Annotated in this window: 14 protein-coding genes; 9 read left to right on the forward strand and 5 right to left on the reverse strand. The window is 60.2% G+C overall.

All coding sequences use genetic code 11. The annotated features are described in order from the left end of the window. The first annotated feature begins 66 nt into the window (after positions 1-66). The 4 genes from DWW73_RS04270 (at position 67) to DWW73_RS04285 (ending at position 5,637) form a co-directional block, all read left to right on the forward strand. Positions 67-1,302 (forward strand): glycoside hydrolase family 105 protein, encoded by a 1,236-nt coding sequence (locus tag DWW73_RS04270; RefSeq protein ID WP_117778846.1) that lies wholly within the window; start codon positions 67-69, stop codon positions 1,300-1,302. Between the two features lie 2 nt (positions 1,303-1,304). Continuing rightward, positions 1,305-2,222, forward strand: coding sequence for a sugar phosphate isomerase/epimerase (locus DWW73_RS04275; protein WP_117778847.1), 918 nt, complete (start codon positions 1,305-1,307; stop codon positions 2,220-2,222). A 50-nt stretch (positions 2,223-2,272) separates the two neighbouring features. Beyond that, a complete protein-coding gene (locus DWW73_RS04280) occupies positions 2,273-3,490 on the forward strand; it encodes an FAD-dependent oxidoreductase (RefSeq protein WP_117778848.1) in 1,218 nt (405 codons plus the stop codon). A gap of 197 nt (positions 3,491-3,687) precedes the next feature. After that, positions 3,688-5,637: an NAD(P)/FAD-dependent oxidoreductase gene (locus DWW73_RS04285; protein WP_117778849.1), complete on the forward strand. Its 1,950-nt coding sequence runs from the start codon at positions 3,688-3,690 to the stop codon at positions 5,635-5,637. A 138-nt stretch (positions 5,638-5,775) separates the two neighbouring features. Here DWW73_RS04285 and DWW73_RS04290 read toward each other — a convergent pair whose 3' ends face one another. Both DWW73_RS04290 and DWW73_RS04295 read right to left on the reverse strand, forming a co-directional pair. Then, the gene (locus DWW73_RS04290) at positions 5,776-6,417 is read right to left on the reverse strand and encodes an RpiB/LacA/LacB family sugar-phosphate isomerase (RefSeq protein ID WP_117778850.1); all 642 of its coding nucleotides are present in this window, start codon (positions 6,415-6,417) and stop codon (positions 5,776-5,778) included. A 266-nt stretch (positions 6,418-6,683) separates the two neighbouring features. Next, entirely contained in the window at positions 6,684-7,493 is an 810-nt protein-coding gene (locus tag DWW73_RS04295; RefSeq protein ID WP_117778851.1) for a gluconate 5-dehydrogenase, read from the reverse strand. Between the two features lie 447 nt (positions 7,494-7,940). On the opposite strand from DWW73_RS04295, the gene DWW73_RS04300 reads away from it, so the two are divergent. Then, positions 7,941-9,194: an ATP-binding protein gene (locus DWW73_RS04300; RefSeq protein ID WP_158548901.1), complete on the forward strand. Its 1,254-nt coding sequence runs from the start codon at positions 7,941-7,943 to the stop codon at positions 9,192-9,194. Between the two features lie 223 nt (positions 9,195-9,417). On the opposite strand, the gene DWW73_RS04305 is transcribed toward DWW73_RS04300, so the two are convergent. Beyond that, positions 9,418-10,101: a YitT family protein gene (locus DWW73_RS04305; RefSeq protein WP_117778852.1), complete on the reverse strand. Its 684-nt coding sequence runs from the start codon at positions 10,099-10,101 to the stop codon at positions 9,418-9,420. 493 nt (positions 10,102-10,594) lie between these two features. Here DWW73_RS04305 and DWW73_RS04310 point away from each other — a divergent pair, with 493 nt between their 5' ends. Continuing rightward, entirely contained in the window at positions 10,595-11,287 is a 693-nt protein-coding gene (locus DWW73_RS04310) for a GntR family transcriptional regulator (protein ID WP_233509120.1), read from the forward strand. 381 nt (positions 11,288-11,668) lie between these two features. Here the strand turns inward: DWW73_RS04310 and eda are convergent, their stop codons facing one another. Together eda and DWW73_RS04320 are read right to left on the reverse strand one after the other, a co-directional pair. Continuing rightward, the gene (gene eda / locus DWW73_RS04315; protein WP_089573205.1) at positions 11,669-12,310 is read right to left on the reverse strand and encodes a bifunctional 4-hydroxy-2-oxoglutarate aldolase/2-dehydro-3-deoxy-phosphogluconate aldolase; all 642 of its coding nucleotides are present in this window, start codon (positions 12,308-12,310) and stop codon (positions 11,669-11,671) included. Between the two features lie 254 nt (positions 12,311-12,564). Beyond that, positions 12,565-13,599 carry a sugar kinase gene (locus DWW73_RS04320; protein ID WP_117778854.1) on the reverse strand — a complete coding sequence of 345 codons (1,035 nt, stop codon included), beginning with the start codon at positions 13,597-13,599 and terminating at the stop codon, positions 12,565-12,567. Between the two features lie 235 nt (positions 13,600-13,834). Between DWW73_RS04320 and DWW73_RS04325 the strand changes: the two genes are divergently transcribed. The 3 genes from DWW73_RS04325 (at position 13,835) to DWW73_RS04335 (ending at position 17,042) form a co-directional block, all read left to right on the forward strand. Further along, positions 13,835-14,857 (forward strand): LacI family DNA-binding transcriptional regulator, encoded by a 1,023-nt coding sequence (locus DWW73_RS04325; protein WP_158563780.1) that lies wholly within the window; start codon positions 13,835-13,837, stop codon positions 14,855-14,857. A gap of 134 nt (positions 14,858-14,991) precedes the next feature. Beyond that, positions 14,992-16,329 (forward strand): glutamine synthetase family protein, encoded by a 1,338-nt coding sequence (locus DWW73_RS04330; RefSeq protein ID WP_117778856.1) that lies wholly within the window; start codon positions 14,992-14,994, stop codon positions 16,327-16,329. 50 nt (positions 16,330-16,379) lie between these two features. Next, the gene (locus DWW73_RS04335) at positions 16,380-17,042 is read left to right on the forward strand and encodes a response regulator transcription factor (RefSeq protein ID WP_089573201.1); all 663 of its coding nucleotides are present in this window, start codon (positions 16,380-16,382) and stop codon (positions 17,040-17,042) included. Positions 17,043-17,238 lie beyond the last annotated feature (196 nt).

Consider the following 17,238-nt stretch of genomic DNA (forward strand, 5'->3'; position numbering starts at 1 on the left):
TATAATCCCCGTTCGCGTTACACTAGGGGAAACGTTCACCCATCAATAACGTCAGAGGGGACAGCAATGGGTTGCAATCAGATTCTGGACCGTTATATCGAGCAGTTGATCGAGACCTCTACGCCTCAGGCGCCGGCCTGGAATATCGAAAAGCTACGCGCCGGCAAGGAGAACACCTGGAATTACATTGACGGCTGCATGATCAAGGCGCTCATCGAGCTGTACGAGATCACCGGCGAGCAGCGTTACCTGACCTTCGCCGACGACTATATCGACTTCTTTGTCCAGGATGACGGCACCATCAAGCATTACGATCCCCAGGAGTACAACCTCGACAACGTCAACGCGGGCAAAACCCTCTACAAACTCTATGACCTGGTGGGCAAGCCCAAGTACCGTGCCGCCATGGATACCATCTACCGTCAGCTCGAGACCCAGCCGCGTACCAAAGAGGGTGTGTTTTGGCACAAAGCCGTCTACCCCAACCAGATCTGGCTCGACGGCATGTACATGGCGCAGCCGTTCTACATGCAGTACGAGCTGAGCTTCCACAACCGCCGTGCCTGCTCGGATAGCTTCCATATGTTCCAGGTGGTGCACGACCTGATGCGCAACCCCCTCAACGGCCTGTACTATCACGCCTACGACGCGAGCCGCAAGCAGTTCTGGTGCGATCCCGTCACCGGCCTTTCGGCCAACTTCTGGCTGCGCGCCGAGGGCTGGTTCGCCATGGCGCTCATCGATACCTGGGAGCTCATGCCGCCCTCGATGTCGGCCGAGAAGGACGAGATCCGCAAGATGTTCCACGACCTGATCGACGCCATGCTGCCGTATCAGGACGAGAAGACCGGCATGTGGCACCAGGTCATCAACCTGCCCAATATCGCCCCCAACTATCTGGAGGAGTCGGGCAGCGCCATCTTTGCCAACGCCATCATGAAGGGCGTGCGCCTGGGCGTGCTGGGCGAGCGCTACTACCAGTACGGCCGCCGTGCGTTTGACGGCATCTGCGACACGTGCCTGTCCGAGCGCGACGGACAGCTGGCGCTCGACAACATCTGCCTGGTGGCGGGTCTTGGCAACACCGCGCACCGCGAGGGCACGTTTGGCTACTACATGAGCGAGCCCGTCGTCAAAAACGACGCGAAGGGCGTGGCGCCGCTGGTGCTCGCCTATATCGAGACTATGCATCATGACAAGTTGGCCGGTAAGCGCGATCCGCTCGCCCCCTCGGGCGTCTGCTCTATCGACGACCCGTTTGGCGGCTACACGCCGGGCATCAATGCGTGCAAGGAGGTCTAGGCATGGCGCAGTCGAAAGGCGCGCTGAGCGTCGGTGTGCGCCTGCACGACCTGCCCGAGGGTACGGTCGAGGAGCGCATTCGCATGGCAGGCAAACTGGGTTTCTCGTGCGTTCAGCTGCCGAGCAAAGTACTCTACAAGTCCTTTGGCATTAACCGTTCCGGCCTTACGCACGAACTCGCCGACCATCTGCGCGAGGTGCTCGACACCAACGGCGTGCAGGTGGCGGTGCTCGGCTGCTATAAAAACCTGGCAACGCCCGATCAGAATCAACTGGTCGATACCTATGCCGAGTATGAGGCGTGCCTGAGGTTCGCGCGCTGGCTTGGGGGCTGTCCGGTGGGGACCGAGACGGGGCGCCCCAACGCGCAGAACAAGATGGCCGACGACCGTTTTTCGGCCGCTGCGCTCGATGCGTTTTGCAAAGGGCTCGCACGCGTGTGTTCGATGGCCGAAAAGGAGGGCGGCGAGCTTCTGGTCGAGCCCGGCTGGAACGAGATCGTCAATACGCCCGAGCGCTGCCGCGAGGTTCTGGAGCGCGTTTCGAGCACCGCACTCGGCGTGATCTACGACCCGGTGTCGCTGCTGCATCCCACGATCGTCGGTGAGGCTTCCGAGCAGGTGTCGCGCATGCTGCATTTGTGCGGCAGCAAGATTCGCGTGCTGCATGCCAAGGACTACGAGATCGTAGACAACGAGGACCAGGATGGTTGGTGCGATGGCTCGGGCTCTCGTTTGGTATGCCACGGCGCCTGCACGTGCGGAAACTTTGATTTTGAGGCCATTGCCGCCTGGGCAGCCGCCGCGCGACCGGGCATTATGACCGTTATCGAGAACAGCACACCGTCCACGGTCGAGCGTTCGCGCGACGAGTTGCTGCGCATGGGCCGCAGCGTGATGTGCGAGCACGTGATTCTGTAACGAAGCAGGTTGGCGAAAGAGATTGTCGTAGAGGTCCAGGAGAGGAACCGATGGCTATTCATATTGTTGAGGAAGCGAACCGTTGCCTTGGGTGCAAGAAGGCGTTCTGCCAGCTTAAAGGCTGCCCGGTGCAGACGCCTATTCCGCAGGTCATTGACTTGTTCAAGCAGCGTCGTCTGGAAGAGGCAGGTGAGCTGCTGTTCCAGAACAACCCCATGAGCGCGGTCTGCTCCATGATCTGCAACCATTCGGGTCAGTGCGAGGGCGCGTGCATCCAGGGCCGCAAGGGTGCGCCGGTGCACTTCTCGAGCATCGAGAACTATATCTCGACTGCGTATTTGGATCGTAGGGAGTGGAAGCCTGCGCCGTCGTGCGGCAAGCAGGTTGCCGTGGTCGGTTCCGGTCCTGCCGGCATTACCGTGGCCATTAAGATGGCCCAGCTGGGCTGTGCCGTCACGGTGTTTGAACAGCGCCCCGAGATCGGCGGCGTGCTGGAGTACGGCATCCCCGAGTTTCGCCTGCCCCGTGCTCTCGTGCAAAAGTACCGTCACGTGATGTGCTCGCTTGGCGTGCGCGTCCGTCCCTCGACCACCATCGGTGGCGCGCTGCATATCGACGACCTGCTGCGCGACGGCTACGATGCGGTCTTTGTCGGTACCGGTACCTGGCGCGCCCGCAAGCTGGGTATTCCCGGCGAGTCGCGTGGTAACGTACTGTTTGGTATCGATTACCTGGTCGATCCCACGAGCGTGGCGATCGGTCAGAACGTGGCGGTTATCGGCGCCGGCAACGTGGCCATGGATGTTGCCCGCACGGCTCTGCGCTCGGGCGCTCGCAAGGTTACCGTGTATGCCCGATCGCGCCATATCTCGGCCATCGATGACGAGGTGGAGCTGACCGAGCTTGACGGTGCCGAGATCGTGCGCGGCAAGGCGATTTGCGCCATCGACGATAACGGTCCGGTTTTCGAGACGGCTATCTTTGACGAGGGCGACAACGTGGTGGGCTACGAGGAAGAACTTGACCATGTGCCCGCCGACACGGTTGTGATTGCGGCCTCGCAGGTGCCCAAGGACAAACTGGTGCTTACGACGGGCGGTCTGGAGACCGACCATCGCGGTCTTCTTTCGGTCGATGAGTGCGGCATGACCACCGTGCCTGGCGTCTTTGCCGCCGGCGACGTGGTCAACGGCCCGCTCACCGTGGTCCATGCCGTAGCCGGCGCCAAGCTCGCCGTCGAAGGCATGACCAGCTATCTGGGCCTCTAACCCACCCCGCCCATCAGTTGCGGTGGAATACGGACTGTTTTGGCTGTCAAAGGCCTTATCTACTCCGTATTCCACCGCAACTTTTTGTGGGCTGAGTAAAAGCCGGGGGAGCGTGTACGGTCGGGTACAGCGCAGTTGCTGATACGATAAGTACGTTAGCAACTGCCGCCGAGCGGCTCAAACGAAAGGAACCCTGTATGGAGTCTTCCGCCTACCCGATGCTTTTTAGCCCGATCAAGGTCGGTACGACCGAGGTCAAGAACCGCGTCTTTATGCCGCCGGTGTCCACGAACCTGGCCGATCATGGCTATGTGACCGACGACTTGGTCGATCATTACCGTGCCCGTGCCAAGGGCGGCGTGGGCCTCATCATCACCGAGGTCGTGACGGTCGAGCCCACCTATACCTATCTACCGGGTGACATGTGCTGCTACGACGACACGTTTATCCCTGGCTGGGAAAAGCTCGCCGCGGCCGTCCACGAGTATGGCTGCAAGATCATGCCGCAGCTCTTCCACCCCGCCTACATGGCCTTTAACATTCCGGGCACGCCGCGCCTGATCGCTCCGTCCTTTGTGGGCCCGTCCTATGCCCGCGAGGCGCCGCGCCCCATCACGGTCGATGAGATCCACGAGCTCACGCATCAGTTTGGTGACGCTGCTGTGCGCATGCAGAAGGCCGGTGTCGACGGCGTCGAGGTCCATGCGGCACACGCCCACGGCATGCTCGGCGGCTTTTTGACCCCGCTCTATAACAAGCGCACCGACGAGTACGGTGGCTCGCTCGACGCCCGCATGCGCTTCCTGCTCGAGGTCATCGCCGAGATTCGCGAGCGCTGCGGCAAGGACTTTATCATCGACGTCCGTATCTCGGGCGACGAGTACACCGATGGCGGCCTGACCCTCAACGACATGATCTATGTCTCGCGTCGCTTGGAGAAGGCCGGCGTCGACATGATCCACGTGTCGGGCGGCACTACCATCAAGCGCGGTTCTGCAATTCCCGCCGCCGGCACGCAGCAGGCCTCGCACGCCGCCTGCTCGCGCGAGATCAAAAAGCACGTCAACATTCCCGTTGCCACGGTCGGCCGCATTAACGAGGCATGGATTGCCGAGGAACTGATCGAGGACGGCGCCGCCGACATCTGCATGATGGGCCGTGCCAATCTGTGCGATGCCGAGTTCTGCAACAAGGCGGCTGCCGGCAACGCCGACGAGATCCGTCCCTGCATCGGCTGCCTGCGCTGCCTGAACGGCATCATGTTTGGCAAGCGCATCTCCTGCACCGTCAACCCGGACGTAGAGCGCGACGAGGCCGGCTATGAGCCTGCCGCCGAGGCCAAGAACGTGCTCGTTGTGGGCGCCGGTCCTGCGGGCATGGAGGCGGCCTACATTGCCGCCAAGCGCGGCCACAACGTGGTGCTCGTGGATAAGCAGGACGAGCCGGGCGGCGAGATGCGCATCGCGGCCGTTCCGCCGGCAAAGCAGGAGCTCACGCGCGTGATCAAGTATCAGTACCGTCGCCTGGCCGAGGCCGGCGTCACATGCGTCTTTGGTACCGAGCTGACCGCCGAGGACATCCAGCGCGACTACGCGGGTTACGAGGTTGTCCTGGCCTATGGCGCCGAACCCATCGCCCCGGCCTTTATGCAGGGCTTTAAGCAGGTCATGACGGCTGATGACCTGCTGGGCGGCAAGGCTTTCCCGGGCAAGAAGATTGTCATTGTGGGCGGCGGCACCGTTGGCTGCGAGACGGCCGATTACCTGGCCCCGTTGGTCAACGATCTGTCGCCGGCCAACCGCGATGTCACCGTCATCGAGATGACCAAGACGCTTGCTGCCAACGAGGGTGGCGCCGGTCGCGCGGTGCTCATCACGCGCATGCTCTCCAAGGGCGTTCACGTGCTGACCGAGGCCAAGGTGACTGAGATTACCGAGGACGCCATCAGTTACGAAAAGGACGGCGAAGTCCATACCATCGCCGACGCCGATACGCTGGTGCTTGCCATGGGTTACCGTCCCAACACCAAGCTGGCCGATGACCTTGCCGCTGCCGGCGTTGTCACCCACGTGCTGGGCGATGCCCAGAAGTGCGGCAACATCCGCGACGCCATCGGCGACGGCTACAAGGTCGCCTGCGAGCTGTAGGCTCTTGGCAAATAGGGGAGTGGCCGCCTTGCGGTGGCTCAAGCGATAGCCAATCAAAAAAGGCGCCGCGACACATGGATTGTCGCGGCGCCTTTTGCTTGGCGGTTTGTTGGGGGTCGGTGCGCCCCGTGGGCCTTATTACAGGCCCAAGATCTCCTTGACCTTGGCGATGATGGCCTCGTCGGTAGCGTTGGCAAAGAAGTACTCCTGGAAGTGCTCGCCGGCAAGTGCGCCCTTCACCAGGTCCTGATCGATCTCGCCCAGGACGTCGACGAGCGGACGCATGGTCACAGCGCGCACGCCGTCGAGGATCTTCTTGTTGCGTTGCTCGGGCTCAACGCGCTCGGCGGGGTAGCCGTTGCCCGAGCCAAAGCCAAAGAGCTTCTCGAAGGTGTACTCGAGGTTGAGCTCCTGGCCCCAGCCGTTCTTGAGGGCGAAGGGCATGGCGACGGCGTTGCCATCGTTGACCTGGGCAAAGGTGTAGGCATCCAGCGGGTCGGCAACATGGCCGCACAGCACGCCGGGGAAGGAGTTGCAGGCGAGCATAGCGCCCTCGCCGGTGCCGCAACCGGTCACGACGTAGTCGGCGGCGCCGGAGTTGAGCAGCACGGCGGCAAGGATGCCGTTCTGCACGTAGGTGAGAGGCTTGGAATCGGCATCGGCATACATGCCATAGTTAAAGACGGCGTGGCCCATGGGCTCGACAACCTTCTTAAGCGCAGCCTCAATCATGGGGTTCTTGGAGTTCTGAGAATTCTCGTTGATCAGAGCGATCTTCATAGGAGTTAACCTTTCTACCAAGCGTTTTTTCTTTTTGTTTCTGTGCGCGGGCGGCGGCTAATCCGACCCGCGATGAGCCACGCGGGCGGTCGGCAGTTAAGTCTGTCGCGAGTTCCGCACAAACCGAAGCGCCTGTGTTGGCTGGTGCGTGACGGTGGCGAGGGCGCGCGGAGTGCGGCAGATTGGCGTGAAAGAGGAGCGAAGCGTACTTCGGTACGCGAGCGACGGTTTGAGCGCCAAGGTGCCGTGCTCCGCGCGGCCGCAGCCTATTGCGGCTGTTTGCCGATGTAGGCGAGTATGCCGCCGTCCACGTACAGAATGTGCCCGTTGACGAAGTTCGATGCGTCGGAAGCCAAGAACACGGCGGGACCCTTCAGGTCCTCGGGCGTGCCCCAACGGGCTGCCGGCGTCTTGGCAATGATGAACTGGTCAAATGGGTGACGGCTGCCGTCGGGCTGCGTCTCGCGCAGCGGTGCGGTCTGCGGGGTGGCGATGTAGCCCGGCCCAATGCCGTTGCACTGGATATTGGCCTCGCCAAACTCGGAGCAGATGTTCTTGGTGAGCATCTTGAGTCCGCCCTTGGCGGCGGCATAGCCGGCGATGGTCTCGCGGCCGAGCTCGCTCATCATGGAGCAGATATTGATGATCTTGCCGTGGCCCTTGGCGATCATGCCCGGCAGGCAGGCCTTGGACACGATAAACGGCGCATTGAGGTCAATGTCGACGACGCGACGGAAGTCCTCGGCGCTCATGTCGAGCATCGGCGTGCGCTGGATGACGCCGGCATTGTTGACGAGGATGTCGGGCGTGGTGCCAAAATCGGCCTCGATCTTGGCGATGAGCTCGGCGACGGCGGCCTCATCGGTGACGTCGGCAACATAGCCGTGAGCATCAAAGCCTAGCTCGCGGTAGTGCTTCTCGGCCTCGGCGACTTTGTCGGCGTGACGGGCGTTAAAGGCGATTCTGGCGCCGGCTTCGCCGAGTGCCTCGGCCATGGCCATGCCGATGCCATAGGTGGCGCCGGTCACGAGCGCGACCTTGCCGTCTAGGCGGAAGCTGTCCATAAGGTTAGACATTACAATCCTTCCAAAAGAAACGTTCATCTATATAAGTCTTGCTTCTATTACAAGTTCAGTATAGGAGAAGCGGAGGAATTAAAAGTCAGGTTTTCCTAGAATCAGGTGAACGTTCACTTTTAAAAGGTGAACGGTTGTAGCCGCTCGTCGCGATATCTGCTACATGGAGTAGCGCCCGTGCGCATCGCATTTCTCCTCTCATAGATGCGCGGCGCAAGAGGTCCCGAGTTCAACACGAGCTCGGGGTCTTTTTGTTTGGATTACGGACGCATTGCCGGACGAAAACACTATGCGTTTGGTAAATAGTCGTATGAACGTGAAATTTGTATCTAGTTTCCGTACGCAAATAAGACGAAAACAGTTTGCGTCTGGTTCTAAGCAGTACGCAAATGTTTTTCGTCTTATAATACGGTTCAGATGAGCATGAAAAGGAGAAGGACCGTACGTATGGTTGTCAGAGAGAGTCCTACCGTCGAATACAAGGAAAGCGTAACGCCGACGTTTCTTAAAACGGTGAGCGCCTATGCAAACTACGGGACGGGCAAGATAGAGTTTGGCGTTGACGACGGTGGTGTTGCAGTCGGTCTTTCTGACCCGGTTGCGGAGTGTCTGCGCATCGAGAACATGATTAATGACAGTCTGGATCCTGCGCCTCGTTACACGCTCGAGCTCGACGAGAACCGCGGAACTGTAACGCTTACGGTTTACGAGGGGCAGGACAAGCCCTATCGAAGCAAGGGGAAGGCCTACAGGCGAAATGATTCGGCGACGGTAGAGGTCGACCGTTTTGAGTACGGCAGGCTGACGCTCGAAGGCAGCAATCTGACGTTCGATGCGCTCACCTCGGCTCGCCAGGACCTGAGTTTTCATACGCTCGAACACAAGTGCATCGAGCATCTAGGCATTTCTGAGCTCACGTCGGATATCATGCGAACGCTTCGCCTGCTCGGCAAGGATGGCTATACCAATGCCGCGGCGATATTGGCGGATAACAACGAATTTCCGGGCATCGACTGCGTTCGTTTTGGCGACACCGAGGACGTGCTTTTAGATCGTGAGACGACGACGGGCCTGTCTGCAATTGAGCAGGTTGATAGAGCAGTTGCCATGTTCGCGCGCTACTATCGTTATGAGCGCATCGAAGGTGTCGAGCGTGTTCAGACCGACCGGATTCCCCTCGAGGCATTCCGCGAGGCAGTTGCAAACGCTCTAGTGCATCGGACGTGGGACGTGCAAGCGAATGTTCAGGTTGCTCTGTATGATGATCGCGTCGTTGTGACTTCACCCGGGTCGTTGCCCGCTGGCTTGACGACGGAGCAATACCTGTATGGACAGATATCCGTGCTCAGAAATCCCATCGTTGCCGAGGTCTTCTTAAAGTTGGACTATATCGAGAAGTTTGGAACGGGAATTGCGCGCATTAGGCGTGCCTATCGCGATTCGATTAATCAGCCGGTCTTTGATATTCGTGGCGGCGTGGTAGCTGTCGCGTTGCCCGTTACCGATGCCTTTGAAGGGTCTGGAGAAGAGGCTCAGGTTCTTAAGGCCTTGTCGGGCGGACGAATTATGTCGCGAAGTGAGATTGAGAAACAGACGGGGCTGAGCCGTGCGCGAACACTGTCCGCGCTCGAATCTCTGCTCAGCCGAAACGCGATCATGAAACAGGGGACAGGCCGCGCCACGAAATACGAGCGAGCGTAGTCCGAAAGACCTGTGTTGCCAGGCAGGCCTCAAGCCGCGAATGGCTTGGGGCCTTTTGCATGCCGGCTGGCAATGGACCAATTTATGTCAAGTTATAGCAACATATAGCTCCGCTTGCGGGGTTTGCGACGGGCTATTCCTCATCGTCCGTATAGCGCGTGCGTCGTTATTTGCGACATCGATATGTCGGGCACTCGAGCCTCGTTTGCTCCGCGGCTGTTCGCTATTTGGCGCCAAACGCCATGCGGACGAATCGCTGGGCAAACAGCTTGTTGGCGAAGTTGATGATGTGGCCCAAGAACAGTGCCGAGATGGCGGTGGTTACGCCAAAGCCGCCTAAGTTGTGCATGCATACCAGCGACAGCGTGAGCGAGACGACGACATGCGAGCAGTCGAACACGACCTTTACGTCTCCAAAGCGGCGCTTGAGCTTTTCGGCAATGACCTGCACCAACCCATCGGGCGCGTTGGGTACAACGCCCATGTTGACGACGAGGCTTACGCCAAATGCGGTAACGGCGAGGGAGAGCAGCATGGTCAAAACCTGTGCGGGGATCGCCGTGGGATGCAGCGGGTTGACCGCCATAAAGAAATCGGTGAAGCCGCCAATCAGCGTTGAGAAACAAAGTTCGAGCAAAATGCGCGGCTGAAATTCGCGTCGCAAGATGGCCAGTTGCGCCGCGATGTAGGCGACATAGGTAGCAGTAATCCAAAAGCCGAGCGTCTTGCCCGTGAGCATGGATAGGGTCGTGGCAAAGCACGTGAGCGCCGCAACGCCCAGGCCAGATGCCGTCTGGAGGCTCATGCCGAGTGCCAGTACGGCAATGCCCGCCAGATACATGAGCAACCTGATGACGGTATGACGCCAATCAATGTCTGCGCCATGCATGATGATGAGCGGTCGCATGCTGCTGCATCCTTTCGATTGAAAGAAATGTGAAAGAAATGACTGACCTGGGCCGGCAAAGAAGAGGGTTATCGGAGGCGCTGCTTTAAAAGCAGAAAGGCCGGCCCCATGGTCAGTCGTCTAGGAATGTCTCGATGCGCCGGAATGGGACTGAAGGGCTCAGCGAGACGGAAGGAAAGCAAATGAGATGACGTGGGCAATAGGATGCCAAGATGGTAGGGTGCGTCTTAGCATCCTATTGCCCAAGCTTGACGAAATCGGTTTCGCTTGAGGCTTAGTATACGCACAGGAGCCCATTTGCAAAGCGAAATAGAATAAATAAGGTGAACGTTCACCTAATAGCAACAACTTGTTAGCTGAATGCCCAGCCCAGCCTCTCTTCTTAGTCCTGGCGACGCGAGCGCCCCCTATTTCACCGCAACTGAGGGGATGGGGGATGCGATAGTATTACGTGATGAAATTCGACAAACCGTGGGCTTTATCCGAGGGCTTTATGGAACAGCACCAGCATTATCAGAGCCTGCAAGACCAGGCATACAACGCATTGCGCTCTAAGATCATCTATGCCGAGCTCAAGCCCGGCACACGTCTTTCGGCGATTGGTCTGGAAAAGGAGACGGGAATCGGGCGCACTCCCATTCGCGAGTCCTTTGTGCGTCTGCGTGAGCAGGAGCTGGTGGAAACCCGCCCCAAAAGCGGCACCTATGTCTCAAGAATTAGCATGGAGCGTGCCGAGAACGCTTGCTTCTTGCGCGAGAAGCTCGAGAGAAGCGTGCTCATCAAATGCTGCTCGGCCGCCACGTCCGAGCAAAAGCATCGGCTGGAGCAGATTCTTGCCGAGTCCGAGTCGCTCGACCATCGCGAAACGCGTCGTTTTTTCGATCTGGACAACCTGTTCCATGAGACGTGTTTTGAGATTGCCGGCCGTCATATGTTGTGGGATTGGATGAAGAGCGTCAACACGCATTTTGAGCGATACAACTGGTTACGTATGGTGTCGCAGGATCTGGATTGGGAGCCGATTCGTCGGCAGCATCGCCGGATTCTCGAGGCCATTAAGAAGGGCGATACCGACACGGCGAGCTATCTGGCAGAGACGCACCTGCATCTGATGCCCGAGGAACAGGGCCCGGTTATCGCCTTACATCCCGACTACTTTGAGCTGCCCAAAGACGCGGCAATCTAATTCGTCCTCTTCTTTATTAGTTGCGGTTAAATAGGGACTGTTTTGCGGCTCTGGCGGCGTAAGCAGTCCGTATTTCACCGCAAGTGCGAGGCGCTACCGGGGCATGAAAAAGCTGCGGCGCCGCTTGGAGGAAAAGACCGGAAGCAAGGGTCCATTCCCCCAGACGACGCCGCAGCTGTTTTGGTGGACTGGATTATGTTGAGTCGGTTGATTGACCGGGAAAGCAAAGCGGCTCGGGGGCGTGTCGCTTCCGTCACGTTCTATCAGCATACAAGACGGTTTTGGTTCTTGTTCGTGACGGAAACGGCGCGCTTCCGAGCCGCTTTAAAAGAAAGGGGGCGAGGTCTAGGACACGCCCCCTTTCACGATAGAGAGCTAAACCTAGCCGCGGACCTTCTTGACGACGTCCATGGCCTCGCGGGCGATCTGCTCGACCTTGGAGAAGTCGCCGTCGGCGAACAGGGCCGGCTTGACCATCCAGGTGCCACCACAGGCGATGATGGCGCTGGAGCTCAGGTACTCCTCGACGTTGGCGGTGCTCACGCCGCCGGTGGGCATAAAGCGATGACCGACAAACGGAGCGGCGAGGGCCTTGATGGTGTTCAGGCCACCATACTGAGCCGCAGGGAAGAACTTGGTGACCTTGAGGCCCAGGTTCTCGGCGGCGGTAACCTCGGAGGGGGTCACGGTGCCGGGCAGCACGGGCAGGTCGATGTCGATGCAGTGCTTCACGACGTCCTCGTTGTAACCCGGGGAGACGATGAACTTGGCACCGGCGGCGCGGGCCTGTTCAACCTGCTCGACAGTCAGGACGGTGCCAGCGCCGACGCACATCTCGGGCTCGGCCTCGGCCATGGCGGCGATGCACTCGGCGGCGCAGGCGGTGCGGAAGGTGACCTCGGCGGACTTCATGCCAGCTGCCATAAGGGCGTGGGCGAGCGGTGCGGCGTCCTCGACCTTATCGAGCACGACGACCGGCACGATGCCCAGGGACTCAAGCGTGGTGTAGAACTGATCGAACATGATGTTCCTTTCGATGTACGGCGCGCGCTGGCGCGTGATTGCCAAATATGCTGGTCATGAGCCGGTTTTGGATTGGTTATCGGAGGCACTGCTTGGGGTCACAAGCAATTTCAAAACCGGCTGCGCGACCAGTCGTATAGGAAGTGCCAGGCAAAACCGGAATGGGACTGGTGGTTTTGCCCGACCGGAGGAATCGGGGAGCGGGTCGCAGGGGTATGGGTATGGAAAGCTGCGGCCCGCGGAATGGGGACGGCTTAGCGCGCGACGCGGGTGCCACCGTCGGCGGCGGATGCCACGGCTGCGATCTCGTCTGCGGTCACCAGGTTGGAATCGCCCTTGATGGTGAGCTTGAGGATCGAGGCGGCGATGGCGTAGTTGACGGCGTCCTGCGGGGCAAAGTCGTTGATGAGGGCATGGACGAGGCCGGCGTTGAAAGCGTCGCCGGCGGCAACGCCCTCGAGCACGTGCACGTCGTGAGCAGGGGAGAACCAGTGCTCGCCGCTCTCGGCGTCAAAGAGCATGCCCATCCAAATGGAGCGCTCGACGCAGGAGATGTTGCGGACGACCGAGGCGACCTTCTTGCAACCGTACTCGGCGCAGATCTGACGGGCCATCTCGACGTAGGTGTCGCGCTCCTCGATGCCGTGGGCAAGGGAGCCGGAGACGCAGGCCATACCGAGACCGGCAGGAGCGTCCTCGTCGTTGGCAATGCAGATGTCAACGAGCGGCAGGAGTTCCTTCATGGTGGCCTGCGACTTCTCGGGCGACCACATCTTGCCGCGATAGTTCACGTCGCACACGGTGGCGATGCCTTTGGCGCGGCAGGCGGTGAGGGCATCCTTGCAGGCGGCGGCCATCTCGTCGGAGACGGCGGGCGTCACGCCGGAGAAGTAGAAGACATCGACACCCTTGAGGATCTCATCCCAGTCAAAGACGTCGCGCTTGGCCATGTTGATGGCAGAGTACTTGCGGTCGTAGACGCAGCCGTTGCCGCGCTGCGAGGCGCCGACCTCAAACACATAGGAGCCAAGACGGTCGCCCTGGCGCACGACGCGCGAGGTATCGACGTCGTAGACCTTCAGCGAACGCAGGGCGCACTCGCCCAGACGGTTGGCCGGGACAACGGAGACGTAAGCTGCCTTGTCACCCTGGTAGGCCAGGGAAAGCGCGGTGTTGGCTTCGGCGCCGCCGTAGCGGACATCAAACTCGGTCGCCTGCTCAATGCGCAGATGGTCTTTGGGCGAGAGCCTCATCATGATCTCGCCGAAGGTAAGAACCGTTTTACCCATGGTCGCGCAGCTCCTTCTTACTCGTGCGTACACCTTTGATATGGCGTTGGCACGGAGGTGCCAAGACGGTAGGGTACATCTTTGCACCTCCGTGCCAACGCTTGCCGAAATCGGTTTACGAAATCGGTTTCGTTTCGAGTTGTAGTATACTCACCTACAGCGTTTTGCAAGCGAGATTTTTAAAAAAATGCCTAAAATGGCTCAGACTGCCGACAATTGGGAAACGGGGTGCGCTATGGCGCAGATGAGAATCAAGGACATTGCCGCCGAGGCGGGCGTGAGCCCGGCCACGGTCTCGCGCTATCTCAACAACCGCCCCGGGCAGATGACCGAGGAAACTCGCGCGCGCATCGCGGCGGTTATCGAGCGCACCGGCTATCGCCCACGTGCCGCCGCGCGCAATCTGCGCAGCTCGCGTACCAACCTCATCGGCGTGATCTTGGCCGACATCGCCAACCCGTTCTCCAGCGCCATGCTCGAAGGGCTTTCCGCCAGTGCCGCCGCGCGCGGCTGCTCGCTTATGACTGCCATTAGCGGCAACGACCCCGCCAAGGAGGCAGAGTCGCTCACCAGACTTATCGATGCCGGCGTGGACGGCCTGGTCGTCAACACCTGCGGAGGCAACGACAAGGCGATCGCCGCGGCAGCGGGACGCTTGCCCGTCGTGCTGCTCGACCGCGATGTTGCCGACGGTGGCATCGATCTGGTGACCTCTAACAACCGCGAGCTGGTTGCCGGCCTGGTAGACGCCTTGGCCGCTGCTGGCAGCGAGCGCCTGTGCCTGCTCACCGAGGCAAGCGATGACAGCCCCGTGCGTCGCGAGCGCGCCGAGGCCTTTGCCGACGAGCTTTCGCGCCGCGGCCTGGCCGGCGAGGTCGTCACCCTGGCCGACGGTGGCGCCACGGGCGTCGGCCGCCTGGACGAGACCATCCGCGAGTACGCAGGCAAAAAACTCGGCCTCATTGCCGTCAACGGCCTGGTCTTTCTGCGCCTGACCGAGGCGCTGGCGCAGTTGGGACCTTCGTTGCCGGCTAGCCTCAAGATTGCGACGTTTGACGATTACCCCTGGAACCACGTGCTCTTTGGCGGTGTGACCACGGCCGCGCAGGACACCCTCACCATTGCCGAGCGCGTGGTCGAGCGCCTGTCCGAGCGCATCGACGTCGTTACCACTACGGTGGGCGATGCCGCAAAGCTCACCCCCAAGCGCATCGAGATCCCCGGTCACATCGAACACCGCGCTTCGACCTCGCGCTAGCCGCTCGTTCGCAACGGCCTGCCCACGCACGTTTTTTGAGCGCTTGATACGCTTTAACCCTGCGGAAACATTTTTCTGCGATAGTATCTGCGGTATAGACCAGTCGAAACCCGCCCGAAAGAAAGGGGAGCGACATGAACCAGCAGAACATCGATTACGTACTCCGCTCCGTAGAGCAGCGTGACATCCGCTTTGTGCGTCTGTGGTTTGTCGACATTCTCGGCCGCCTCAAAAACTTTGCCATTAGCCCCGAGGACCTCGAGGTCGCATTTGAGGAGGGCATTGGCTTTGACGGCTCGGCCATCGAGGGTTTTGCCACGCCCGAGGAAGCCGACATGCTGGCGTTCCCTGATGCCTCGACCTTCCAGATTTTGCCGTGGCGTCCGAGCCACAACGGCGTCGCCCGTGTGTTCTGCGACGTGTGCACTCCCGATCGCGAGCCCTTCGCCGGCGACCCGCGCGCTGCGCTGCGCCGCATGTTCCATAAGGCCGAGAAGGCCGGCTACCTGCTCAACGTTGGTGCCGAGCTGGAGTACTACTATTTCCCCGACGAGCGCACGCCCGAGCCGCTCGACAACGTGGGCTACTTCGATCTTTCGGTGAGCGACGCCGCGCGCGACCTGCGCCGCAACACGGTCCTTACGCTCGAGAAGATGTCCGTGCCCGTGGAGTACACCTTCCACGCCGCCGGTCGCTCGCAGCACGGCATGAGCCTGCGCCACGCCGAGGCCCTGAGCATGTCCGACGCCATTACCACGGCCAAGCTCATCATTAAACAGCAGGCCTACGAGAGCGGCTGCCACGCTTCCTTTATGCCCAAGCCGTTGGCGGGCGAGGACGGCAGCGCCATGTTTTTGCATCAGTCGCTGTTCGACCACGACGGCAACAACGTCTTTTGGGGCGAGGACGACGAGAAGTACCATCTTTCCGATATCGCCAAACACTATATGGCCGGCATCTTGGCGCACGCGCGCGAGATCAGCGCCATCACCAATCCCACGGTCAACTCGTACAAGCGCATCACCACGGGTGGCGACTCCGTGCCGCAGTACGCCACGTGGGGCCTGCGCAACCGCGCGAGTATGGTCCGCATCCCGGTCTACAAACCCGGCAAGCCGCTGTCCACGCGCATCGAGCTGCGCAGTCCCGACCCCATGGCCAACCCGTACCTGGTCAACGCCGTCACGCTGGCGGCTGGTCTGGACGGCATCGAGCGCAAGCTGGAACTCCCGCCCGAGGCCACGGCCGAGACGCTCAAGCTCACCGACCGTCAGATGGTCGAGGCCGGCTACACGCCGCTGCCGCGCTCGCTCAAAGAGGCGCTCGACGTGTTTGAGGACTCGCAGTTTATGAAGGATGCCCTCGGCGAGCACATCCACAGCTTCTTCCTTAAAAAGAAGCGCGACGAGTGGCATAAGTTTGAGTCTACGATCACCGAGTGGGAGATCAAGCACTACCTGGCGAACTCCTAATCGCGCTGGCTTGTTTCAGTACGATTGAGCTCATTTCTTTGGAGGCCGATATGTCCGATAAGAGTGCCCTGTTCATGGCGCGCACGACGCGCTTCCACGAGTTTGCCCGCAGCTTGACGACTACCCTGGGTGTCGAGGTGAGCCTGGCAACCCCCGATTCGCCGACTGCGGCGCACGACTTTGACCTGCTGATTCTCGATTCCGATGGCATCCGCAGCGACCGCATCGATCAGATTGCCAAGTGGCTCGACGACCGCGGCGGTGTCCCCATGTTGGTGATCGTTGACGACGAGGCGCTCGGTACCCTGCGTCTGCCCAATCACGCGCATGCCGACTTTGTATGCCCCACGGCGACACCCAACGAGCTCAAGGCTCGCGCGCAGCGCCTGATGGGCGAGGAGGAGACCGTTACCGCCGACGATGTGCTCAATATCGATAACCTCGAGATTAACCTGGCTACCTACCAGGTGACACTCGATAACGAGCCCATCGACCTGACGCTGATGGAGTACTCGCTGCTGAGCTTTTTGGCGACGCACCCCAACCGCGCCTACAGCCGCGAGGTGCTGCTGCACCGCGTGTGGGGCTTTGAGTACTGCGGCGGCACGCGCACCGTCGACGTGCACATTCGACGCATCCGCTCCAAGGTGGGCCCGCAGATCGCGGCGCACATCACCACCGTTCGCGGCGTGGGCTATCTGTTTAAGGACTAGATTTCCACCACAAAGGGGACAGGCACCTTTGTGGTGGTTTTGACGCAGGTGCGGGTCCCTCTCGAATCTGCAACAGAACTTAAGCCTTCCTAAAAGATTGCGTTCTCGTACACGTACGCCCGCATATTGGGGTACAACTCAACGTGAACAACGATGGCCCGCCACGTGTTTGGCGGGCCTTTGGTTATTTGACGAA

It is taken from the genome of Collinsella sp. AF16-8, from assembly GCF_003462695.1.
GTDB lineage: Bacteria > Actinomycetota > Coriobacteriia > Coriobacteriales > Coriobacteriaceae > Collinsella.